The 24,307-nt window shown below is 28.0% G+C and carries 19 protein-coding genes; 7 read left to right on the plus strand and 12 right to left on the minus strand.

All coding sequences use genetic code 11. The annotated features are described in order from the left end of the window. Nucleotides 1-10: 10 nt before the first annotated feature. The 4 genes from JYG23_RS02560 to ppdK form a co-directional block, all read right to left on the minus strand. Nucleotides 11-1,039, minus strand: coding sequence for a PTS sugar transporter subunit IIC (locus tag JYG23_RS02560; RefSeq protein WP_207236890.1), 1,029 nt, complete (start codon nucleotides 1,037-1,039; stop codon nucleotides 11-13). 143 nt (nucleotides 1,040-1,182) lie between these two features. Then, the gene (locus JYG23_RS02565; RefSeq protein ID WP_207236891.1) at nucleotides 1,183-2,040 is read right to left on the minus strand and encodes a response regulator; all 858 of its coding nucleotides are present in this window, start codon (nucleotides 2,038-2,040) and stop codon (nucleotides 1,183-1,185) included. Nucleotides 2,041-2,042: 2 nt separating this feature from the next. Continuing rightward, on the minus strand, nucleotides 2,043-3,299 hold the full coding sequence (locus JYG23_RS02570; protein WP_207236892.1) for an ATP-binding protein: 1,257 nt from the start codon (nucleotides 3,297-3,299) through the stop codon (nucleotides 2,043-2,045). Between the two features lies 1 nt (nucleotide 3,300). Then, nucleotides 3,301-5,925 (minus strand): pyruvate, phosphate dikinase, encoded by a 2,625-nt coding sequence (gene ppdK / locus JYG23_RS02575; protein ID WP_207236893.1) that lies wholly within the window; start codon nucleotides 5,923-5,925, stop codon nucleotides 3,301-3,303. A gap of 363 nt (nucleotides 5,926-6,288) precedes the next feature. On the opposite strand from ppdK, the gene dxs reads away from it, so the two are divergent. Together dxs and JYG23_RS02585 are read left to right on the plus strand one after the other, a co-directional pair. Beyond that, nucleotides 6,289-8,163 (plus strand): 1-deoxy-D-xylulose-5-phosphate synthase, encoded by a 1,875-nt coding sequence (dxs, locus tag JYG23_RS02580; RefSeq protein ID WP_207236894.1) that lies wholly within the window; start codon nucleotides 6,289-6,291, stop codon nucleotides 8,161-8,163. 12 nt (nucleotides 8,164-8,175) lie between these two features. Further along, nucleotides 8,176-8,784, plus strand: a complete 609-nt coding sequence (locus JYG23_RS02585; RefSeq protein ID WP_207236895.1) for a class I SAM-dependent methyltransferase — start codon at nucleotides 8,176-8,178, stop codon at nucleotides 8,782-8,784. A gap of 81 nt (nucleotides 8,785-8,865) precedes the next feature. Here the strand turns inward: JYG23_RS02585 and JYG23_RS02590 are convergent, their stop codons facing one another. The 3 genes from JYG23_RS02590 to JYG23_RS02600 all read right to left on the minus strand — a co-directional run bounded on the left by JYG23_RS02590 (nucleotide 8,866) and on the right by JYG23_RS02600 (nucleotide 11,943). After that, nucleotides 8,866-9,447 carry an indolepyruvate oxidoreductase subunit beta gene (locus JYG23_RS02590; RefSeq protein WP_207236896.1) on the minus strand — a complete coding sequence of 194 codons (582 nt, stop codon included), beginning with the start codon at nucleotides 9,445-9,447 and terminating at the stop codon, nucleotides 8,866-8,868. A 1-nt stretch (nucleotide 9,448) separates the two neighbouring features. Further along, nucleotides 9,449-11,215, minus strand: coding sequence for an indolepyruvate ferredoxin oxidoreductase subunit alpha (gene iorA / locus JYG23_RS02595; protein WP_207236897.1), 1,767 nt, complete (start codon nucleotides 11,213-11,215; stop codon nucleotides 9,449-9,451). Nucleotides 11,216-11,373: 158 nt separating this feature from the next. Next, on the minus strand, nucleotides 11,374-11,943 hold the full coding sequence (locus JYG23_RS02600) for a hypothetical protein (protein WP_207236898.1): 570 nt from the start codon (nucleotides 11,941-11,943) through the stop codon (nucleotides 11,374-11,376). Between the two features lie 256 nt (nucleotides 11,944-12,199). Here JYG23_RS02600 and JYG23_RS02605 point away from each other — a divergent pair, with 256 nt between their 5' ends. Both JYG23_RS02605 and JYG23_RS02610 read left to right on the plus strand, forming a co-directional pair. After that, nucleotides 12,200-13,849 (plus strand): nucleoside kinase, encoded by a 1,650-nt coding sequence (locus JYG23_RS02605; protein WP_207236899.1) that lies wholly within the window; start codon nucleotides 12,200-12,202, stop codon nucleotides 13,847-13,849. A gap of 195 nt (nucleotides 13,850-14,044) precedes the next feature. Further along, entirely contained in the window at nucleotides 14,045-16,126 is a 2,082-nt protein-coding gene (locus JYG23_RS02610; protein WP_207236900.1) for a 3'-5' exonuclease, read from the plus strand. Nucleotides 16,127-16,370: 244 nt separating this feature from the next. On the opposite strand, the gene JYG23_RS02615 is transcribed toward JYG23_RS02610, so the two are convergent. The 4 genes from JYG23_RS02615 to JYG23_RS02630 form a co-directional block, all read right to left on the minus strand. Continuing rightward, complete coding sequence (locus tag JYG23_RS02615; RefSeq protein ID WP_207236901.1) at nucleotides 16,371-17,903, minus strand: P-loop ATPase, Sll1717 family; 1,533 nt, start codon at nucleotides 17,901-17,903, stop codon at nucleotides 16,371-16,373. A gap of 192 nt (nucleotides 17,904-18,095) precedes the next feature. After that, a complete protein-coding gene (locus tag JYG23_RS02620; RefSeq protein WP_207236902.1) occupies nucleotides 18,096-18,500 on the minus strand; it encodes a C-GCAxxG-C-C family (seleno)protein in 405 nt (134 codons plus the stop codon). A gap of 70 nt (nucleotides 18,501-18,570) precedes the next feature. Beyond that, nucleotides 18,571-19,476 (minus strand): cysteine synthase A, encoded by a 906-nt coding sequence (gene cysK / locus JYG23_RS02625; protein WP_207236903.1) that lies wholly within the window; start codon nucleotides 19,474-19,476, stop codon nucleotides 18,571-18,573. Nucleotides 19,477-19,661: 185 nt separating this feature from the next. Next, entirely contained in the window at nucleotides 19,662-20,108 is a 447-nt protein-coding gene (locus JYG23_RS02630) for a hypothetical protein (RefSeq protein WP_207236904.1), read from the minus strand. Nucleotides 20,109-20,244: 136 nt separating this feature from the next. Here JYG23_RS02630 and JYG23_RS15095 point away from each other — a divergent pair, with 136 nt between their 5' ends. Together JYG23_RS15095 and JYG23_RS02640 are read left to right on the plus strand one after the other, a co-directional pair. Next, nucleotides 20,245-20,301 carry a hypothetical protein gene (locus JYG23_RS15095; RefSeq protein WP_371818638.1) on the plus strand — a complete coding sequence of 19 codons (57 nt, stop codon included), beginning with the start codon at nucleotides 20,245-20,247 and terminating at the stop codon, nucleotides 20,299-20,301. Nucleotides 20,302-20,405: 104 nt separating this feature from the next. Further along, nucleotides 20,406-21,380 carry a peptidylprolyl isomerase gene (locus JYG23_RS02640; protein WP_207236905.1) on the plus strand — a complete coding sequence of 325 codons (975 nt, stop codon included), beginning with the start codon at nucleotides 20,406-20,408 and terminating at the stop codon, nucleotides 21,378-21,380. A gap of 88 nt (nucleotides 21,381-21,468) precedes the next feature. Here JYG23_RS02640 and JYG23_RS02645 read toward each other — a convergent pair whose 3' ends face one another. Beyond that, nucleotides 21,469-22,311 carry a phosphatase PAP2 family protein gene (locus tag JYG23_RS02645; RefSeq protein ID WP_207236906.1) on the minus strand — a complete coding sequence of 281 codons (843 nt, stop codon included), beginning with the start codon at nucleotides 22,309-22,311 and terminating at the stop codon, nucleotides 21,469-21,471. Nucleotides 22,312-22,517: 206 nt separating this feature from the next. Between JYG23_RS02645 and JYG23_RS02650 the strand changes: the two genes are divergently transcribed. Further along, a complete protein-coding gene (locus tag JYG23_RS02650; protein ID WP_207236907.1) occupies nucleotides 22,518-24,272 on the plus strand; it encodes a DEAD/DEAH box helicase in 1,755 nt (584 codons plus the stop codon). The last annotated feature ends 35 nt before the right edge of the window (nucleotides 24,273-24,307 follow it).

The raw sequence follows: 24,307 nt of genomic DNA on the forward strand, positions 1-24,307 counted from the left end.
TGTATTTATATTATTCAGTTTCTACTATACATGAATTCTTTGGTTGTTTGCTATATATATATTTAAATACTGTACTTCCAATCATTCCAGCTATTACACCACCTGCAATACCTAAAAGTATTGCTAATATAACATTTATTGGGTTATTGAAAGCAAAAGGTGCTAGTAATCCAGGAATTGGTGAAGCAGTTCCTGGTGCATTATTTATAATTTTAAATGCTGCTGCGGCTATACCAGCTAATCCACCACCCAAAAAGTTTGAGCAATAAATTGGCATTGGATTTTTTGTAATAATTTCTGCCTGTGTTAATGGCTCTAGCATTACTGCCATGATATTACTTTTGTCACCAAGATTCAATCTTTTAAATATTAAACCGTTAGTAAATGAACCTCCAACGCATGCAATAGAAGCAATACCCATAGCAAGCCCATTTAACCCTAGCATAGCTGTTAAAGCCATAGAACTAAGAGGTGAAGTACATATCATCTTAATAATACCACCTAGTAAAAATCCCATAATTATTGGGGACTGATCTGCAGCAAGTGTTATAGTTTCACCAATTTTTAAAAGTGTAGCATTTACAACGGGGTCAACGCCTATAGCAATGATTCTAGCTAATGGAGCAATAAGTAAAGCTCCAAATATTATATTTATACCTATAGGTAATTTCTTTTCAATAATAGGTGCTATCAAACCAACTACATATCCAGCGACAAAACCAGGAAGAATTCCATATCCGCCAACAGCAACACCTGCAACAACAGCAAATACTGGATTGACACCCATTGCTATCGGAACCATAATTGCTGCAGCTACACCACCCAAACTACCCGATGTAGCTCCTAATACTTGAAAGAAACCGATATTTAGTATATTGCCGAGTATATATTTATGCACAGCTTCTATCAAAAAACTTGCAATAGCTGCATTCGCCATTCCAGACATTGCTTGTTGTCCCTTTGGCATCTTCATACTAAATAAAGAGAATAAAGTTAATGTAAATAATAATAATCCTATACCTGATAATAAAGTTAACATATTTGCACCTCACCATTCTTAAGTTATCGTTTTCACAATCTTAATTGCTTGGTTACAAGAAGTTACACAAAGTTTCAAAAAATATAGAATTATTTTGAAAAATATACTCTAAAATCAAAAAGTAAAATAAAAAATTAACATGTTTAATAATTTTTAGTGCTATAATGTACCAAGGAATTTAAAAAATTTTTCATTGATATCTTCCCATGTTTTTTGCTTTTACCTCTTATGCAATCCATTTCTTTTTTTACTTGTTCAAAATTGTATAATGAACTAGAGAATTCTACAAATGTATCATTACTATAATCTTCAATTCCAAGATTAGCTATGTTGATAAGTCCTGTATTTGCAGCTCTTCTGATTCTTTGCTCTACAGTTTTAGGGTTTGAACTTAGATTGCTAAAAATATTAATTAGTGGAGTATCATGTATAGTTTCATTGTTGTCTATCAAATATGTAATTACATCAACGATGTCTTTACTACCTAACTCACCGATAATTCCTAGACGTTGCATTATATTTTCAAGTTTAGTTATGTATTTTTTAGGTTTGCTATTTTGAGTAGAGTTGGTTTTATCATCTACAGATAACTCATCTAAAAATAGATTTTGCATTTTTTTAAAGGCTCTTTCCATTGAAACGTTTTTACTAATCTTTGTTATAACTTTTTCAATCTCTATGCTATTTATAGGCTTTTGAATATAAAATTCAATACCACTATTGTATGCTGATGCAACCATGTCTTTAGATGAAACTTGTGACAACATAATAAAAGCAGCGTTTGGCAAAAGTACCTTTGCTTTTTTTACAAATGAAATTCCATCTATTACAGGCATCAATAAATCAACAATTATAATATCAGGTTTAATTATAGCGATATCATCTAATGCATCTTCTGCATTAGTAGAAATACCACAAATTTTTCCTAGGTTTCTTTCCTTAATAATAATTTTAAGAATGTTTACTATATTCTTATCATCGTCTATTAAATAAATTTTCATAGTTAATTCTCCATTGTGTTTACTGGTATCTCAATATAAAAAGTAGTTTTTAATTCAGTTGATTTGACATTTATTTTTCCTTGTAGTTTGTTTTCTACTAAATCTTTGACTAAGCAAAGCCCAAGACCTCTATTAACAATACCTGTAGAGTAATTAATTTTAGTAGAAAATCCAGGTTCAAATAGCTGATCTAAGTGTTCTTCACTAATCTTATTAGCATAATTTGAAATATAAAACACATACCACAATTGTGTTTTATATAATGCAAATGATATTTTGATATAATTATCTTCATTTTTATAGGCTTCAACAGCATTATTTAGAAGATTTCTTAGTATGGACAATAGCAGATAATGTTTGTTTGTTATAAAATCGCATTTACAATTAATATCCCACAGTATTGTCTTACCTTCATTTTTTCCATCTAAATCAATTTTATCCTTGAGCATTTGCAATAATTCACTAAATTTCATGCTTTTATCCTCAAAGCTATTGTCTAGAGCATCTGTAATTCCTCTGATAATCAAATTATATTCCTTCTTGATTTCATGTATATCCTTTGCTACTTCCAGTGCGGAGCCACTTAATGTACTATCAATATCAGAATTTATTAAATTTTCATATAATTTATATGATATACTCATTGTACTTTCAATATTAGCAGCATTTTTGTTCATCCAAATAATTTCACTTTTAAGGTTAGATATCATAAGAAGTAGATTCTTGTATCTTTGTGCATGTTCATTCTTAAGTAGATAAAAATTTTGATATTCCAATCCAATCCAAAATATTAGTATCATTAGAGTTCTAACTAGCGCAATAGAAACAAGTATTAATTGCATTTCTATTGTAAATGTATCATTGGAAATTCTAAAAAGCATTTCTGATGAATTAGCAATATAATCAATTAATGCTAGGGGAAGTATGTATATTGGTTTATTTATTTTGTAATCAATTAAATTATAATAGAAATATGTAAGTAAACCATAAACAAAATAAAATGAAATTTCCGGTCCGTACGACGTAAAAGCATCCATGAAACTTCCTGTTTCTACTAATAAGTAAAGAGCTCTAGAAAAAAATACACCAGGAGCAACAATCAATGTAATTGGTAACACAGGAAATTTTCCAAACAATATTGAAAATAAAGGAAATAAAATAATAGCGACTGCTATCTTAAAGTCGCTATTATTTAAATTTATATTAATTTGTGCAGCTATAATAATAAGTATACTAAAAAGTAATGTTTTACGTTTCATTTTACCTCTCTTGAATTATCGCTTGAGCTGCTGAAAGTCTTGCAACAGGCACTCTATATGGAGAACATGAAACGTAATCAAGTAATGCTTCATTAAAAAATTTAATTGATTCTGGATCTCCACCATGCTCGCCACAGATACCTAATTTAATTTTGCTATTTGTTTGTTTTCCTAATTTGACACTAGTTTTTAAAAGACTACCAACTCCAACGGTATCAATAGATTGGAAAGGATCACTATCAAGTATTTTAAAATCCTTGTAATCTCCAATAAATTTACCAGCATCGTCTCTAGAAAAACCATAAGTCATTTGAGTTAAATCATTAGTTCCATAGGAGAAAAAGTCTGCAATTTCTGCAATTTCATTAGATGTTACGCAGGCTCTAGGCACTTCAATCATAGTACCAATTAAATATTTAATATTTGAAGACTTTTCATTTTTTACTTTTTCAGCTGTTTCGACAATTATATCTTTTAAATATTTTAATTCTTTTACGTTACCTATTAAAGGTACCATAATTTCAGGAGTAATGTCAATGTTTTCTTCTTTGCAAACCTCTATAGCAGCTTCCATAATTGCTCTTATTTGCATTTTTGTTATTTCACTATAAGTTATAAGAAGTCTACATCCTCTATGTCCAAGCATTGGATTGAATTCATGCAAACTGTTTGCTTTTTCTTTTAATAAATATAAATTAATATTCATTGAATCAGCAAGCTTTTTGATTTCATCATCAGTATGTGGCAAAAATTCGTGAAGTGGGGGATCTAATAATCTTATAGTAACAGGTTTTATACCCATAATTTTATATATTTCTTTAAAATCATTTTTTTGCATAGGCAATATTTCTTCTAATGCATTTTCTCTATCTGAAATATTATCTGAAAGTATCATTTTCCTAACTGAGAAAATTCTTGATTCATCGAAGAACATATGCTCAGTTCTACATAAACCTATACCTTCAGCACCAAAATTTATGGCAGCTTGTGCATCTTTAGGTGTATCAGCATTTGTTCTAATTGACAACCTTCTAAAATCATCAGCCCATTTCATAAGTGTGTTAAAATTACCTGAAATTCCAGGTTCAACTGTTTTTATTACTCCATTGTATATTAAACCTAAGCTTCCATCTAAAGAAATGTATGAACCTTCTGATATTTTTTCATTATTTACTATAAATATTTTTAATTCTTCATCTACATATATATCATCGCATCCAGCTACACAGCATTTTCCCATTCCTCTGGCAACTACGGCTGCATGGGATGTCATACCACCTCTTGAAGTTAATATTCCCTCTGCCATTGTCATTCCTTCTATATCTTCTGGAGATGTTTCTTTTCTAACCAATATAACTTTTTCTCCGCTTTTAGCAGCTTTTACAGCGTCTCCAGCAGTAAAGTATATTTTGCCTGTGGCAGCACCCGGTGAAGCAGGTAGTCCTTTTGCAATTGGTTTTGCTTTTCTTTGTGTATCAAGATCAAATGTTGGATGTAGTAATTGGTCAAGAGATTTAGGGTCAATTCGCATAATTGCTTCTTGTTTATCTATTAAATTTTCATTAACCATTTCTACAGCAATCCTAATTGCTGCTTCGGCTGTCCTTTTACCTGTTCTTGTTTGTAGCATGTATAATTTGCCCTGCTCAATAGTAAATTCCATATCTTGCATATCTTTGTAGTGTTTTTCAAGTATACCTGCTATTTCTATAAATTGATTATAAATATCAGGCATTATAGATTCTAATTTATATATCTGCAATGGTGTTCTTATTCCAGCAACAACATCTTCACCTTGTGCATTGATTAAAAATTCACCGTATAAATATTTTTCTCCTGTCGAAGGATTTCTTGTAAAAGCAACTCCTGTACCAGATGTTGCCCCCATGTTTCCAAAAACCATCGATTGAATATTTACCGCAGTTCCAATGTTATGGTCAATATTATATAAATTTCTATATGTTATTGCTCGTGTATTATTCCAAGAATTAAATACAGCTTCAATTGCCATTAGAAGTTGTTCGTTAGGGTTCTGTGGAAATTCTATACCAGCTTCTTTCACAAAAATTTTTTTATAAGTTTCTATTAATTCTTCTAAGTCTTCCTTTGTAAGTTCAGTATCATTTTGATAATTTTTATTTTCTTTAATATCATCAAGTACATAATCAAACTTATATTTTGGTATTGATAAAACAACATCACCAAACATTTGGATAAAGCGTCTGTAACTATCAAATGCAAATCTTTTGTTTTGTGTTTTGTTTGCTAATCCTATAACTGATTTATCATTAATACCAAGATTAAGTATTGTATCCATCATACCGGGCATTGATATTGCGGCTCCAGAACGAACTGAAACTAATAATGGATTTTCAATATCACCAAATCTTTTTCCTGTTTCGATTTCTAAAATTTTAATATGTTCATAAATTTGTTCAACTATTTCTTCTGATAGCTTTTTGTTGTTTTTGTAAAATTCATTACATGCTTTTGTAGTAATTGTAATTCCACCAGGCACTGGTAAATCTAAATTTGTCATTTCTGCAAGGTTCGCGCCTTTTCCACCAAGCAAAGACTTCATTTCTTTACTGCCTTCTTTAAATAAGTAAACCCATTTATTATTCATATTGTCCTCCATATATAAAATTGATTAAATAATTTAAATAATTTCTTATATTTAACAGCTAATTCAACTAATTTTAATTTATTGAATATTAATCACTCCTAATATATAATATAACATATATAACATATTTGATTATATAATATAACATATATCATAAAAAGTACAGCATTATTATTTAAATAATATTATTTTTTTTGCGCATTATAATTAATATATGCTTTTTGACATATTTTGCTTAATTATAGTTGTTAAATAACATAACTAATAAAAGTATTATTACCATTTTTTCTTTACTTATAAAGGTAATAATTATATAATACAGTAGGGCGTTTAAAAATATGTATATTGTTATGAGAGGATATTATGAATAATATATTATCAAAGATTAACACACCAGAAGATTTATATAATTTAAGTTATAAGGAAATGGACGTGTTATCTAGTGAAATAAGAGAATACTTGATAGATGTAGTTTCTAAGACGGGAGGACATTTAGCTTCTAATTTAGGAGTTGTTGAGCTTACAATCGCTTTAGAGTATGCATTTAATTTAGAGAGAGATAAAATTATATGGGATGTTGGACATCAAGCTTATATACATAAGATATTAACGGGTAGAAAAGATAAGATGTATTCTATTAGACAGTTAGGTGGCATAAGTGGTTTTCCAAAGCGTGAAGAGAGTAAATACGATATTTTTGATACTGGTCATAGTAGTACATCTATATCAGCAGCTATTGGTGTGGCTAGGGCTAGAGATTTAAATAAATATAATTATAATGTAGTTTCAGTTATTGGAGATGGTGCATTAACTGGAGGAATGGCTTTTGAAGCTTTAAACGATATTGGTAAAACAAAAACAAAAGTTATAGTTGTATTAAATGATAATGAAATGTCTATATCAAAAAATGTTGGTGGGTTATCTACGCATTTAAGTATTGTAAGATCAAGAACTAGATATTTAACTACAAAAAAAGATTTGGAAAGTTTTTTAGAAAAAGCTCCTATTATAGGAAAATATATAAGAAAATTTCTTCATACAATCAAAGAGGGTATAAAAAAGATGATTATACCTAGTATGTTATTTGAAGAAATCGGATTTACTTATTTAGGTCCGATTGATGGACACGATATAGAGGATTTAGTTGAAGTATTTGAAAATGCAAAAAATATAGATGGACCTGTACTTATACATGTTTGCACAAAAAAAGGTAAAGGATATAAATATGCAGAGGAAAAGCCAAATAATTATCATGGCGTATCTCCATTTGATATAGAAACAGGATTGCCATTGAAAAAATCTAATGCTAAATCTTATTCTAAAGTATTTGGAGATAAGCTTTGTGAAATAGCAAAAACAAATAAGAAAGTTGTAGCTATATCTGCTGCAATGATTCAGGGTACAGGACTAGATAAATTTTCGAAAATGTATAGAGACAGAGTTTTTGATGTTGGAATAGCTGAACAGCATGCAGTTACTATGGCTGCTGGAATGGCAGTAAACGGTGTAACACCGGTTGTTGCATTGTATTCATCTTTTTTACAAAGAGCATATGACCAAGTAGTTCACGATGTAGCGACGCAAAATCTTCATGTAGTTTTTGCGATAGATAGAGCAGGTATAGTTGGAAATGATGGTGAAACTCATCAAGGTGTATTTGATACAGGATTTTTAGTTCAAATACCAAATATGATAGTTATGGCACCTTGTGATAATCAAGAGTTAGAGGATATGCTAGAATTTGCAGTAAATAAACATAAAGGACCTATTTCTTTAAGGTATCCAAGAGGGAATTCTAATTTGATGGTTCCTAAATCTTATAAACAAATAGAGCTTGGTAAAGGTGTTATGTTGAAAGAAGGTAAGGACATAACAATTGTTGCATATGGTAAAATGATAGAAATTGCTATACAAGTAAGTGATATTTTAAGTAGTAAAAATATATCAAATGAAATTATAAACCTACGATTTTTAAAACCTTTAGATATGGCTTTAGTCAATAAATCTTTAAGTAAAACTAAAAATCTACTGATTATAGAGGAAACATCGATAGATGCATCTATTTCTTACAAAATCAAATCATTAATTGATAGTGATATAAATATGGAAAATATAATAATTAAATCATTCCCTGATAAATTTATTAGACATGGAAATGTTAATGATATATTTGATAAGTATGAATTGAATGCACAATGTATATCAAAAGAAATAGAAAATTTAATTATTAAGAAATAAGCAGGAGAAATTATGGAACAATATTTTACTAAGAATCCAACTACAAAGGAAGAAATATACTCGTTTAAATGGAATGCGATAGATGAGGAATTTAACTTTAGCACAAGTAACAGTGTATTTTCAAAAAGTGCTGTAGATTTTGGTTCTATGGTGATGATTAATACATTTGTAGAAAATGAAAGTAATTTTATAGGTAATATTTTAGATTTAGGGTGCGGTTATGGACCGGTTGGAGTAATTTTAGCAAAAATTTTAGACAAGGTTGAAATTACTATGGTTGATATAAATGAAAGAGCTGTTAAGCTTGCAAAAATTAATTCTGAAGCTAATAAGGTTGCAAGCAAATTAAATGTTTATCAGTCGAACATATTTGAGGGAGTAAATGAAAATTTCGATAGAATATTGACTAATCCTCCAATAAGGGCTGGTAAAAAAACTGTATACGCTTTTTTTGATGGTTCTTATGAGCATTTAGAGGTCGGAGGAAAGTTGTATGTTGTAATACAAAAAAAACAGGGTGCAAATAGTGCAGTTGATAAGCTTAAAAGTTTATTTGGTAATTGTGAAACACTTTATAAGAAGTCAGGGTATTTTATACTTTGTAGCGAGAGATTAGGCTAGTTAAATAGCGTAGAACAGAATAATTATGATTATGCTGAATTAAAAAACCACTGATTATATTTCGTATCAGTGGTTTTAATATTATATTTCGTATCCTTTATCAAATGCATTAATGTTCATTTCAATAGCTTTTTCTGGAACAGAATCTTTTATAATTTGTTTCCAATTAATATTTTCAAGCTTAAACATTTTTACTAAAGCGCCAAGTAATACAATGTTCATACATTTTATATTTCCTAGTTCTCCTGCAATTTTATATGCATCTATAACATTAACATTTTTCTTTCCAACAACTTTATCATACTCTTCAATGATGTTGTTAGGATATTTACTAGCTCCAATGTTAACTGTTACTGGATATATTTCCTGAGTATTAATGACTAATATCCCGTCTTCTTTTAAATAATCTAGAAATCTTAAAGCTTCACTTTTTTCAAAAGCAACGATTATATCAGCGCTTCCTTTTTCTATAACAGGTGAGTAAACTTTTTCCCCATATCTTATTTGTGTAGTAACGCTACCACCACGTTGGCTCATACCATGAATTTCAGCCATTTTTACATCATATCCATTTTCAACAAATCCCTTTGAAAGAATTTTTGAAGTAAGAATAGTACCTTGACCGCCAACTCCAACTAGAAATATATTTTTTATATTTGACATATTATTCACCTATCCTTTCTATAGCATCAAATGGACAAATCTGAATACAAACTCCACATCCATTACATGAATTTTGATCTATACTAATTTTTTCACCTAAAATTAATGCCGGACAACCAGATTTTAAGCACATTTTACAAGATCTGCATTTATCAGCATTTACAACGGCTTTAACTTTAGCTCTTTGTTTTATAACTGGTTTCAACAAAGCACAAGGACGTTTTGTGATTATAACAAAAGGTTCAGTTGCTTCGTAACCTTTTTTGATAGCCTCTTTAGTTGCAGCTAAATCATAAGGATCTACAACTATTAAGTTTTCCTTTTTGATACCACATGCGTAGCATAATTGAACTAAATCTACAGCTGGAGCAGGGGCACCTGTAATATTTTTACCAGTTCCAGGATTTTCTTGATGTCCAGTCATAGCAGTGATACTGTTATCTAATATGATAGTTGTTATAGAAGAATTGTTATAAACACTATTGATTAATCCAGTAATGCCAGAGTGGAAAAATGTTGAATCTCCTATTATAGCAAAAGCTTTTTTAGAAGTATCGTTTGCTATTTCATTTGCTTTTGTAAATCCATGAGCACCTGTTATTGAAGCACCCATACAGATAGTTGTATCTAGGGCATTAAGTGGGCTTGCAGCTCCTAGTGTGTAGCAACCTATATCTCCACTGAAAAAAGCTTTGTCTTTATATTTTCCAAGTTCAAAGAATAATCCTCTATGAGGACATCCAGCACATAAAACTGGTGGTCTTGAAGGAGCTTGCATTTGTGTTTGATATGTACTAACCTGTTTTTTACCTAATAAAAGTTCTCTAATAAGTGCAGGTGAAAATTCTCCACAAATTGGGAATAAATCTTTTCCTATACAGCTTATACCCATTGCTCTAACTTGTTCTTCTATGAATGGGTCACTTTCTTCAATTATATATAATTTTTCTACTTTTGATGCAAAGTCTTTTATCATTGTATCTGGTAGTGGATTTAAGAAACCAATTTTTAGATATGATGCATTATCTCCCATTACTTCTTTGCAGTATTGATAAGAAACACCACTTGTGATAATACCTATTTTTGTTTTATTCATTTCAATTCTGTTTAAAGAACAGTTGTTAGAATATTCTTTTAAACCAGCTAATCTAATGTTTTCTATCTTAGGATGTCTTAATCTTGATATAGCAGGTAACATCAAGTTTTTACTTGGATCTTTAACATATTCTTTAATTGGTGGAACTACTCTTTCTTCTAAATTAACTCTTGATTTAGAGTGACAAATACGTGTAGTAATTCTAAATACTACTGGTGTTTCAAATTTCTCGCTTATATTAAATGCTTCTTTCATAAAATCAATGCATTCTTGAGAATCAGAAGGCTCGATAAGCGCAGTTTTACCAAATAAAGCATAATATCTATTGTCTTGTTCGTTTTGAGAAGAGAACATATTTGGTTCATCTGCAGTTACTAGAACGAAACCTCCATTAGTTACATGATATGAATATGACATAAAACCATCAGCAGCAACATTTAATCCAACATGCTTCATAGCGCAAAAAGCACGGGCTCCACGTATAGAGGCACCAGCTGCAACTTCACAAGCAACTTTTTCATTTACCGCCCATTCAGAATGTGCACCCTTATATTTAGAAAAGTTTTCCATTATTTCAGTACTAGGGGTACCAGGGTAAGCTGAAGCTACTGTTACACCAGCTTCGTATGCACCACGAGCTATAGCTTCATTACCAGTCATTAACGTTTTCATTATATAAAATCCTCCTTTATTTATCTTATATTCTATTTTATTTGTATTTAATGAGAATGTCAATATGCAAAACAGCTTTTATAAAAAAAGTTATTTTAATAATCTAAATAAAAAAATAAGTTTATATTATAAATAAACTTATTTTAATAATACTAAATTTATCTAGATAATATTTCCAAAATCTTATCTAGATCACTTCCAGATACAATAGTGAAGTCTCCAGCTTTTAATTTTGTATCAAGCTTTAACGTACCACATCTTTCTAAAAAGGTATCCGTATCATTTATTAAACCATTTTCAAGTAAAATATCAGCTATTTTTCCTGAAAAGCTTCCGGCAGGAATAGTAAAAGTTATCTCTTTTCCAGGCTCTTCTGTAACATTTGTATTTTCTTCTTGGTTAGTATTGTCATCAGTATTACTATCACTGGTATTTTCATTTTCATTTGCTTTAGTTTCTGTATCTATATCTGTATCTTTTTCAGTATCTTCTTCAGTATCCTGTTTATTATTGCCTGAGGTTTCAGACTCTGTATTTTCACTTACATTATTATCAATTTGAATGGGTGGTTTTTCATTTGCAATAGTTTCCTTGTCCACTTTTAAATTAAATAGTATGTTAAGTCTCCAAACTAAAATTAGAGCAACAACAACTACTACACCTATAATTAATGTATAATCAGTTAGACAATAAAATAAATTTTTAAACCAATCAATTATTTTTTTCACTTTAACCTCCAGAAGAATAAATATAATACAATTATGTTAACATAAAAAAACTGTTAATTCAACATTTTTAGCAAAAAAATATGATTGTTAAATTAAATTGGTAATATAAATAAACTATGTTATAATAAAAATAGTATATCATTGTTTATATGCTGTTTTTGAGATTGTAAATAGTATAAAATTAGCTACATTTACTATGACTATTAAGATTATAGAAATACAAAAAAGTTTCATTAATTAAACTAAGAGGTGTGATATGAATATAATTAATATTGGAAACAAAAAAGTAAATATTAAAAGAAATACATCATGTTACGAGGTTCTTAAAGAATTGCACAAAAATGATTATAAAGATTATCTAGCGGTAAAGGTAAATAATACACTTAAAGAATTATCGTATGACAACCTTAGTAATGGTGATTTAGTTGAGTTTATTGATATAAAAAATAGAGATGGACTTAGAATATATATTAGAACTTTGTCTTTAGTTTTTATTAAGGCATGTAGAAAGCTATATAATAATGCTGATATCATCATTGAACATTCACTAAATAAAGGATTGTATTGTGAAATTAAGGTAGGTGAGTGCTTATCAGAGAAAAGCATAATTAATATAAAAGATGAAATGCAAGAAATAATTGATAGGCAAATACATATTAAAAAATTTATGTTAAATATTAATGAAGCGAAAAAAATTTTTCAAAGTCAAAAAATGCCTGATAAGGTAATGCTATTAGATTATTCTAATACTGAGAATGTTAGGACTTATGAATTAGAAGGATATTATGATACTTTTTATGGATATGTTGCACCGAACACAAATGTGCTAAAAGCATTTGATATTAAGTTGTTTGGACAGGGCGTCATCCTTAGATTTCCTATGCTTGGTAACAATTATAAACTTCCTGAATATGTTGAAGATGTAAAGATTTCAAAAATATTTAAAGAAGCAGAGGATTGGGGAAATATAATGGAAGTAAGTCATGTTGGAGCCCTCAATAAGAAAATAGTTAATAATTTAATAAATGATTTGATACTTGTGAATGAAGCATTGCATGAGAAAAAGATTGCATATATAGCTGATGAAATATCTGCAAATGATGAAATTAAAATAGTTTTGATTGCTGGGCCATCTTCTTCTGGCAAAACTACATTTGCACAAAGATTATCTATTCAGCTTAGAGTTAATGGAAAGAAAACTTATGCAATTTCTTTAGATGATTATTTTGTAAATAGAGATAAGACTCCATTGGACGAAAATGGCAATTACGATTTTGATACTATTGACGCATTAGATTTAGATTTGTTTAATGACCAGTTATTAAAATTGATGAATGGTGAAAAAGTTCAGGTCCCTACATTTGATTTTAAAAAGGGATGCAGAGTATTTGATAAGGAACCAATTAAATTAACTAAAGATCATATAATCGTAGTTGAAGGTATACATGGATTAAATGATAAATTAACAGCTCAAATAGAAAAAGAAAATAAATTCAAAATATATATTAGTGCATTAACTCAGCTTAACATTGACAATCATAATAGAGTATCTACTTCTGATACAAGGCTAATTAGAAGAATTGTTAGGGATAATCAATTTAGAGGTCATAATGCTGAAAGAACAATGGAACTGTGGAATAATGTAAGAAAGGGAGAAGAAAAATATATATTCCCTTATCAAGAGAATGCAGATACAATGTTCAATTCCTCATTAACATATGAGCTAGGTGTATTAAAAAAATATGCGGTTAAATTAATTGAGGGGATTAGTGAAAATAGTAAATTCTATGCAGAAAAGCATAGATTATTAAAATTTTTAAGTTATTTTAATTCAATAGATGACGAAAAAACAATACCTAGAACTTCTATTATAAAAGAGTTTTTAGGTGGAGGTTTAGTAGAATAAAATATGAGGGTAGAAGCTATTGTTAACTATTTATTTTGGTTTAGCAATAGCTTTTTTATATACAAGGAAAGTTTTACTCGTAGTATTTTACTGAGCAACTTTTTTATGTAAAAATTTAAGTTTTTTAAAAATCATTATTTACATTTTCATAATAATGTATTATTATATTATTCTACTTTCTTTAGTGGAGGAAATATGTACGATATTGAGAGAAAAAAAGAAGAAGAAAAGTTAAATTATATATTAGAGCAAATTGAATTAAATATAGAAAGCAATGGAGCTCACAAAAAACAATTAAATGAAAAAATAAAAACAGCTTCATCTAGTGAATTAAATGTTTTAACTAACATTATTACGATAGTTGAAAAAAGTTTAGATAATAATTTGAACTCTGTTAATAGTCCTTATTTTGCTAAAATTGATTATTTTGATTATATTGAAAATAAAAATTGTATACTGTATATAGGAAAATGTGGGCTTGAAGATACTCATGAAAAAATATTAACGGTTGATTGGAGAGCACCGATTTCTTCTGTGTACTATGATTGCCAGCCAGGTAAAAATACAATAAAAACTTATGATGGTGAAGAATTAGATTTAGATCTTAATTTAAAACGTACATTTGAAATACAAAATAGCGTTCTTTTAGATTTTTATGATGTTAATACTATATCAAATGATGAGCTATTAACAAAATATTTGGCTAAAAACAAAGAAGCAGTATTAAGTGAAATTGTTGCTACAATACAGAAAGACCAAAACGAAATAATAAGAGAATCTTGTTCGAAAAATGTTATTGTACAGGGTGGAGCAGGTAGCGGAAAAACAACGGTTGCTATGCATAGAGTTTCGTTTTTACTATATAATTTCAGTAAAATTTATAATTCAGAGAATTTTTATATACTTGGAAATAATGAAATGTTTCTAAACTATATAACAAGTATATTACCGTCATTAGATGTCAAAGATATAAAACATAGATTGCTGTCAAACTTTTTTATTGATTTTATAGATGATTATGTTCCATTTAAAAATGGGAAAAATAAATTTATAGATATATTTAAAATACAAAACAAAGATTTATTAGCTTTAAAAGGAAAAATTGGATTTGTTAAAGAATTAGGTAACTTTATTGCAGAATATGAGGATTTAAATATACCAATACGCTCAATTAAATTGCGGGGCAAGGTTATAATGGAAAAATCAAACATGATTTCATTGCTCAGGACATTTAAGTATAAATCTATGCAAGAAAAAATTTCATTGCTTAATGAACAATTTAAAAAGCGTCTTTCAAATGAGCTTGAATTATTAAATGTAAATAATGCTGAAGTTATTATGAAAAAAAATGCAAATGTATTTGGAAAAAGCAAAATAAAAATTAGTATTTTAGACATTTATAATGAATTTTTAGAAAATTTAATAGAGAAGATTCAAAACAAAGAAATTCAAAATATTGAAGAATCTTTAGTACAAGGTATTATTGATAATATAAAGAAAAAGCAATTTGATATATTTGATATAGCTAATTTAACACTAATAAAAAGAAAAATCTGTACTAACAAAAAATTTGAAGATGTTAGGCATATTGTTATTGATGAGGCACAAGATTTTGGAGTATCAATATTTTATGTGTTGAGAAATGCATTTGCAAAATCAACCTTTACAATTGTTGGAGATGTAACGCAAAATATAAACTATAATATAGGAATGAATGATTGGGAACATTTAACTAATAATGTTTTCAATGAGTCAAAAGATAAGTTTTATATACTTAAAAAAAGCTATAGAAATACTATAGAAATATCAGAATTTGCATGTAGTATACTTAAAAATGCTAAATTTAAAACTTATGAAATTGAACCATATGTTCGACATGGAAGTAATGTTGAAGTTTTAAATGAAAACTCTTTTGAGGCTATGATAGAAAAAACAAAGTTACTCATCAAGCAAATATTTGCTAAAGAATATAAAACTGTTGGTATCATATGCAAAACAGAAGAAGAAGTAGAAATGGTTAAGTCAGAATTATCAAAATTCATAGAAATAGTTAGCTTTAATAATGAAGATACTAGCTTTTCAAATGGTGTTATGATTATGTCTGTTAAGATGTCAAAAGGCTTAGAATTTGATACGGTAATACTTTGGAATGTGAATGATAATAATTACAAAAAATGTGATAGTGATGTAAAACTATTATATGTTGCCATAACACGTGCATTGCATGAGTTATACGTACTTTATGAAGGAAAGATAACTGCATTGTTAGAAAATTAATATATATATAACATTGGTGTCAATATTTGACGAAAATATAACTTGACATCTTATCGTTTTATGAATATACTGATATTGTGTGCATAAATTATTGACGTAGGTTAATATTACTATTGTAATTAAAATATATTTATTTTAATTGTTCTCTAGTAAAATTAATATATCACAGGACCAAAGGGCCTGGAAAAAGAGGTTTTTAAACCTCTTTTTATTTTTTTGTTATAATATTAAACATTATAAAATTCTAGTTTCTAATTGATAAATTAGATAAAAGTGCCTTATGAACTATAAACTTGTTTGAAAAGTTAGGGTATGGTTCAGGGTCAAGATTTGTTTTATAATACCAAGAAATATATGATTTTTTGGTGGTGGTTCCCTCAACATTTGTAACAATTCTAGTCCATAAATTGCCTAAAATGCCTTGGTAGTACATGCATCTTATAGCTTCTTTTAGATTATCTATATTTGTATAATATTCTTTGTTGTTTTCAAAGTAATCTTCAATTTCTCTAAATAAAAAGCTGGTTTTTTTATAATCTCTCAAAAGTTTTAATGCATCATTTAACATTGGCGCATTTTCGTGTATACTTATTTCATTTTTCAACTCATTAAAAAATGATTTATAATAGTACCTTTTATACATTTTAAAGTATTTTGGGTCAAAAGTAGTACTGCTTTTTTCTTTATCTCTTATTATATTTAAATAAGAGATAATATCTCTAGGTCTTCCAAAACTATTGTCTAGTAAATAGGTTAATACATCTTTACCAGCAACATGTTTAGGAAAAATAGTCTTGTAAATTTCTTTGTCAGTTTTGTTTTTATAATAGCTATTTGAGTTTTTAATCTTTAGTAATATCATTTTCATAAGTGGGTGTTTGTAGGGAAAATTATAATCGACAGTATCCCACCAATCAAGTACTATATCTTTGCAGCATATAGATTTATTTGTGTTTGAGTCATTTTCATTTAGATATGTAATTATATCATCTCTTAAAAGAATAATAATTTTTGATTTAAAATTTTCATTGCTAAATTCGTTGTTAATTTTTTTAGATGTATTCAATAAGCTTGAAATACATTTAATATAGTTCTTATCCATTTTGGTGCTAATATTGAGACAGTCTAATTCATCAATAATTAAAATGACACGATTGTCTTTTAATTGCTTGAAAATAAGTTTTTTTAATCTTTTTAGTTTATCAAAAAAACGAGCTTTCGCATAACGCACATCAGTTCCTCTTGAAAGTTTTGTTGCTATTGTAATATTATTAAGAGATGCACCAATTTTATTATCAGAATTGGATTTTTTTACATAGTCTATGATTTTAAAGCTATCAGTTTTGTTTTCTACAAATTTTTTTAAAATTCTATAGGTATAAGATGGCAAAATTTTAACCAATTTCGAAGTGTTTTCAAGTATAATATTGGCAATTAGTGTATAAATTGTGTATTCCCAATAAGTTTCATATTGATTAATAAGTATAGTACTATCTCCTATTTCTAAGAGCTTTTGTAAATTAATTTCGTTTGAGCCACAAACTTTACAAAAAAATTTTGTAGATTGCTCATCAATTTTTTTCTTAACATAGTGTGCGAGTAGTGTTTTACCAGTTCCTTTCCTGCCAATTATAACGTATTTATCACCGTTTATGATACTATCAATTACTTCCTTTTGACAATAAAACAAATTATAAAAATTCTTACATTTAGCAACTTCAGTTTCTCCATCTATATCTCCTAAATATAAGTCAACAAGCTTGGCCTTTTCAACCATTTTTATCATCTCCAAAAAAAGTATATATTAATAATATCACGAAAAAAATGCGAAAACTAACGAAAAATAGCGGACAAATATTAAGTTTTTATAACTTTTACGTATAATTATACGTAAAAGTTATATGAAATTGAACCCAAACTAATTAAGGTGTTTAGTAGAGGGTAGATCTAAAGTTATTGCATAAAGAAATTACTTGTTTATTAAAGTTATTTTTTTTTCAATAATTAATTTTTCTATAACATCGGCACCTAGCATTACCGTTTCTAAGCAACGTGTTTCAGGTTTTTTGTATTTTTCCATAAGTACATTGCATTCTGTACTGCCAAGTGTATCTTCAAATGCTTGTACAAATTCCTTGCAATCATTCCTAAATGATTCAGATTTAGTGTCTAATAATTTTCCTAATGCAGCAACAGCACCTGTAAGCGTTCCACAAGTCTTGCCACATCCCATTCCACCACCAAATGCAGTAACTAATTCTATTTCACTATCAGTTAGATTTAATTTATATTGCTCGCTAATTGCCATAAGTATTGATTGTGCACAATTAAATTTTTGTTCTAAATAATAATTTTTTGCTATATCTCGTAACATATAATGCTCCTTAAAGTTAATTTGTAATATGATTAAAGGAATCTATTTTTTCCTTTAATCATATATTCATCTATAATAGTTCTGTACTAAAATATCTTTCAATTCTATCAGGTAAAACTGTGGTTATATTTTTGTTGCTTCCGTATTTTTTAGCTATTTCTTTACATGCCCATACATTTGCACCAGACGATGTACCACAAAGTAAACCTTGTTTTCTAGCAAGTATTCTTGTAGTCTCAAATGCATCTTGGTCACTAACTTCAACTATATCATCTATTAGGCTACTATCTAAAATTTCTGGAATAAAACCATCTCCTATACCTTGTATACTATGAAGTCCTGGTTCATGACCAAGCAAAGCAGATACATTTTTAGGTTCTACTGCAACAATTTTTATTTTTGGATTTTTCTCTTTCAAGAACTTACCAATTCCTTGTAGAGTACCACCACTGCCAAGACCAGATATGAATACATCAATTTTTCCATCAAGCTGTTCATATAATTCAGACGCTGTAGTTTGATAGTGAATATTAGGATTATCTATATTTTTAAATTGTTGTGGCATAAAATATAGCTCTTTATTGCTTTGCGAAATCCTTTCAGCTTCTTTGACTGCACCATCAACACTAAGTTCTTTAGGAGTTAAAATTAAATTTGCACCAAGTGAACGGATAATTTTTTTCCTTTCAGTACTCATATTCTCAGGCATAACTATACTTACATTGTAACCTTTACACAATCCAACTAGTGCTAGACCTATTCCTGTATTGCCTGAAGTAGGTTCGATTATTGTCATTCCTTTTTTTAGTATTCCTTTTTGTTCTGCCATTTCAATCATATTTTTAGCAACTCTATCTTTTATACTACCACCAGGATTTAAATATTCTGCTTTAGCATAGATATTTAAATTTGTAGATGGCTTTAAATATATCAATGGTGTATTGCCAATTAAATCTAAAATGCTTTCTGTATACATAAAACATCACTCTCCTAAAATATATGTTCACCAATTATAACAGTATAATTCAATAAATGCAAAAAATTATAATGTGATACAACAACGTTGATAATTATTGATTTATTGTTCATAATACTTACTCCTGCATGCCACAACTTTCGCAAATGGCTGAAACATTAATTTAATAAATGGTATTTTTATCATTACATCGCATATGCACCAGGAGCGCAAAAACTACATGCAGTGATGTCTCCTTCAAACTGTATTTTTAGTTTTACATGATATGCATCAATTGGAATGTTGTATTGAGTATATACATTGGCAAATTCATGATAAATTTGTGTTGTAATGTCATGCTCATTTTTTATAATCATTTTTTCATTATAATCAAAAAAATCAGCTATAAATAAAAGCTTAGTAACAGCAATGGCTCTAATAATAAAACCAAACATTAGATAAGAAATTTCACTTACATCTATTAATAAATCATATTCAAAAGTAGAAATGTTATTTCCACTATCTGTTATACTACAAGTTTTATATCCATTTAATTCAAAGTTATCAAATGTAATATTCCCGTTTATTGTGAAAAATTCAGGACTACCGTTTAAAACAGATATCCACTCAGGATTTAAAAACAAATTCTTCATATATATCCTCCAATATAAGTTTATTTATATCTATAATAAAATTTATTACAATATATCTACTATTATGTTAGATTATTTAAATTTTTATAATACAGTAAAATGTTCATAGTACTTAAATTATGGTATACCTTCAAACATCTCTTATACTGCAGGTACATACGTTTGTAATGATGTAACGGACACAGTTGTGTAAATATTTTTAAAATATATATGTAAAAGTCTAAAAAATTAAGTGTAAATTAAGGCTTTATATGGTATAATGCATATTATAATAAATAGAATGAAAGGGATTTTACAATGAAAAAAATATTATTACTAACATTAGTTACATGTATGCTTTTCGTAACTGCTTGCTCTAAAACAGATAGCAGTGATGAGATAAAGACTGTTAATGAAACTAAACATGAAATAAAAGATGAAGAGTATGACAAAGTATTAAATGATTACAAAAAGATGTATGAGCGACAAGTAGGCGAAGAGAGTTGGAAAACTTTAAAAGATGATGAAGTATTCCAATCAAAATTAGAAGAAATGGTTTTAGATACTATGACTCTTGAGAAAATTTTCATAGATGAAGCTAAAAAAAATAACCTTAGTGTAACTGATGATGAGGTAGCAGCTGAGTTTGATGAATTTAAAGCTAATTATGAATCTGAAGAAGCTTATCAAGAAGATTTGAAAAATAATGAATTAACAGAAGATTTAATTAAAGATAGAATAAATAAACAATTAATAATAAACAAATTTATAGGATATAAATCTGATTTAATCAATAAAATTACTCCTACTGACGAAGAATTAAAAGAGTTTTATGACACTAATAAGCAGTTGTTCAACAAAATTAGAGCAAGCCATATTTTAGTTGATGATCAAGAAAAAGCACAAAATATTAAGAAACAACTAGATGAAGGTGCTGATTTTGCTGAGCTAGCTAAAGAATTTTCTAAAGACGCAAATAAAGATCAAGGTGGAGATTTAGGATATTTTTCTCCAGATAAAATGGTTAAAGAATTTTCAGTTATTGCATTTAGTTTGGATAAAGATGAAATAAGTGAACCTGTAAAAACTCAATATGGATGGCACATAATTAAAGTTACAGATAAACAAAATTCATATGAAAGTGTAAATAAAGAGGAATTAACTTATAATTATAAAACTGATGTATATGATAAAATGTGTAACAATTACATTGAAAATGCAAATCTAAAAATTTCTGACAGATTAAAAGCTATTAGAGAAAGATCAGCTGCAGTTAAAAATCAAGCAGAATAGAAAAAATATATAAAAAAAGCACTACTTTTGCTAATAATAAAATGTAGTGCTTTTTTTATATTATATATGGGTAACGAGAGGAACTTTTTTATTTCTGTAATTTTTTTATGAAATATGGTGCAATTCCAAATCCCCAAAATCCGACGAAGAAATATCTTATAAGGCTAAATATTAACGTTGATGGAAAAAATAATTTAAGAACACTTTTTATTAATAATAATCCACCTAACATTATAATATATGAAAAGACTTTATTTTTAAATGACATTATATTAGAAAAGTTAATATATTTATTCTCTAAAACATATCCAACTGAAAGTCCTAATAATAAACCAGAACTTTTATAAAAATCATTATCGCCAAATATCAATGTCAAAATTGTAAATATAACAGAGCAAAAAATTATTATATAATAATTTTTGCTTTTATATATATAGTCAAAGGCTTTATTAATTAGTAGTGCCCATGAAAATCCAAATATTGCTGCAAACACAACGTCTGTTGGCCAGTGTACTCCTAAATATATTCTTGATAAACCAACTAGAAAAATAAGTATGATAGAAAAAATGTATAAGTACTTTTTCTTGAATATTAAGCATAAGGTTGTCCAAAATGTTGATGAAGCTTGCGTATGACCACTAGGAAATGAGTAACCAGTAGCAGTTTCTACTCTTTTAGATAAAATCCCTTCAATTCCAATTGGACGTTGAATTTTAAATATATTTTTTATAATAGCATTAAAGCAAGTTCCCGATACAATTGTGAAAATTAATTTGTAACCCTTATTTTTATCAATACTCAAAAATACATAAGAAGCGATAACAACCAATAACGTTTCCTCTCCGAAAAGAGTTAATGCTTCAAAAAAAACATCAAGAAAAGCATTGCTAAATGTTTGTATAAATTTTATTATTTCGATCTGAAATTCCATAAATTACCTTCCTTAAAACTTTGTATGTGTATTATATAGTAAATACAAATAAATACTAACATAAAATTAACAAATATTCTATAAATGTATTTAAACTTTTTTGGTTAGATTTTTTGATAATTGAAATAATAATATAAGTAGTAATAAATAAAATAGTAATAAATAAAAAAATACTTGTAATTTAAAATGTATAGTGGTAGAATAAAATGTTGTGTAAAATCATATATAAGGAAGAAAACAAATTAATGAAAATTGAAAACATCGAAATTAGTGAAAAAATCCAAAAAGGACTAGAGGAGATGGGCTTTGAAGAACTAACTCAAATACAGTTAGAAGCAATTCCTCACATTTTGGAGGGTAAAGATATTATTGCTCAATCTAATACAGGCACAGGAAAAACTGCTGCATTTGGTATACCAGTAATTCAAAGTATAGATACTGAAATTAGAAAACCACAAGCTATTGCAATATGTCCGACTAGAGAACTAGCAGTTCAAGTTGCAAACGAATTTAAAAAAATGTCAAAGTTCGTAGAAGGATTAAAAATTGTTAGTGTTTATGGTGGAGCAGATATAAAAAGGCAAATTGATAAATTAAGAAATGGAGCGCAGATAATTATCGGAACTCCAGGAAGAATTATTGATTTAATTAATAGAGGCGTAATAAAGTTAGAACAATTAAAAACAACAATATTAGACGAAGCAGATGAAATGCTTAAAATGGGCTTTAAAGAGGATATAGAGTTAATCCTTAGCAATGTTCACCACAAAACACAAACGTTATTATTTTCAGCTACAATTCCTGCTAGCATAAAAAAAATTACAAAGCAGTTTCAAAAAGATCCTGTAGAGATTAAAACTCTAAGAGAAGGAATTACTGCAAAAGAAGTTAAACAAAGCTATTTTATTGTAAAACATTCTGATAAAATTGAAGCATTATCAAGAGTTATTGACACATACACAACCAAATTAGCTTTAGTATTTTGTAATACTAAAAGAAGTGTCGATGAGTTATTTGATGTATTAGTAGATAGAGGATACAATTGTGATAAGATACATGGTGATATAAATCAAGCACAAAGACTTGATACTTTAAATAAATTTAATAATGGTTTAGTTGATGTTTTAATTGCTACAGATGTTGCAGCAAGAGGACTTGACATAAAAGAAGTTGAGGCTGTTATTAACTTTGATATACCAGTAAAAGAAGATTATTATGTTCATAGAATAGGTAGAACTGGTCGTGCCGGTAGAGAGGGTTTATCATTTACTTTACTAACAAATAAAGAAATGAGTAAGCTACGTGCTATCGAAAAATACACTAAAAAATCAATAAGAAAAAGATCTATTCCTACAATTGATAAAGTTAATGAAATAAAGCAAGATAAATTCATTAGACAAATTGAAGAACAAATAGCTAATTGCAATACTGATGAGTATGCATATATTATTAAAAGATTGTTTGAAGATGGAAACTCACCAGAATCTATTATTAATGCTTTAATTAAGGATAGGTTAACTTTTAATAATGCTGATAATGATAAAGATTTAAATGATAATACTCCTGAAAGACGTAAATCTTCTAGAAAAAGAGAAGATGAAATAAATAGATCAGGTGTAAGATTCTTTGTAAATGTAGGAAAAAAAGATGGTATCAGACCTAAAGATATACTTGGTGCTGTTGCTGGTGAATGTAATATCCCAGGAAGTGATATTGGCGCAATTGAAATTTTAGATAAATTTTCATTTTTTACTGCTGCTAAAGAACATAAAAATGTTATTTTAGACAAAATGAACAATTCAGCAATTAAAGGTAGAGATGTAGTTGTAGAGATAACAACATCTAAAAAAAGCAGTTCAAAATCATCGTCATCAAATTATAATAAACCATATAAGAATAATGGAAGAAGAGATAGTGGTAAGAAAGATGGCGGTAAATTTTATGGAAGAAGAAAAAAATAGTATGATTATTTGCATCAAATATATTTTATAATATA

The sequence above is a fragment of the Sedimentibacter sp. zth1 genome, assembly GCF_017352195.1.
Lineage (GTDB): Bacteria > Bacillota > Clostridia > Tissierellales > Sedimentibacteraceae > UBA1535.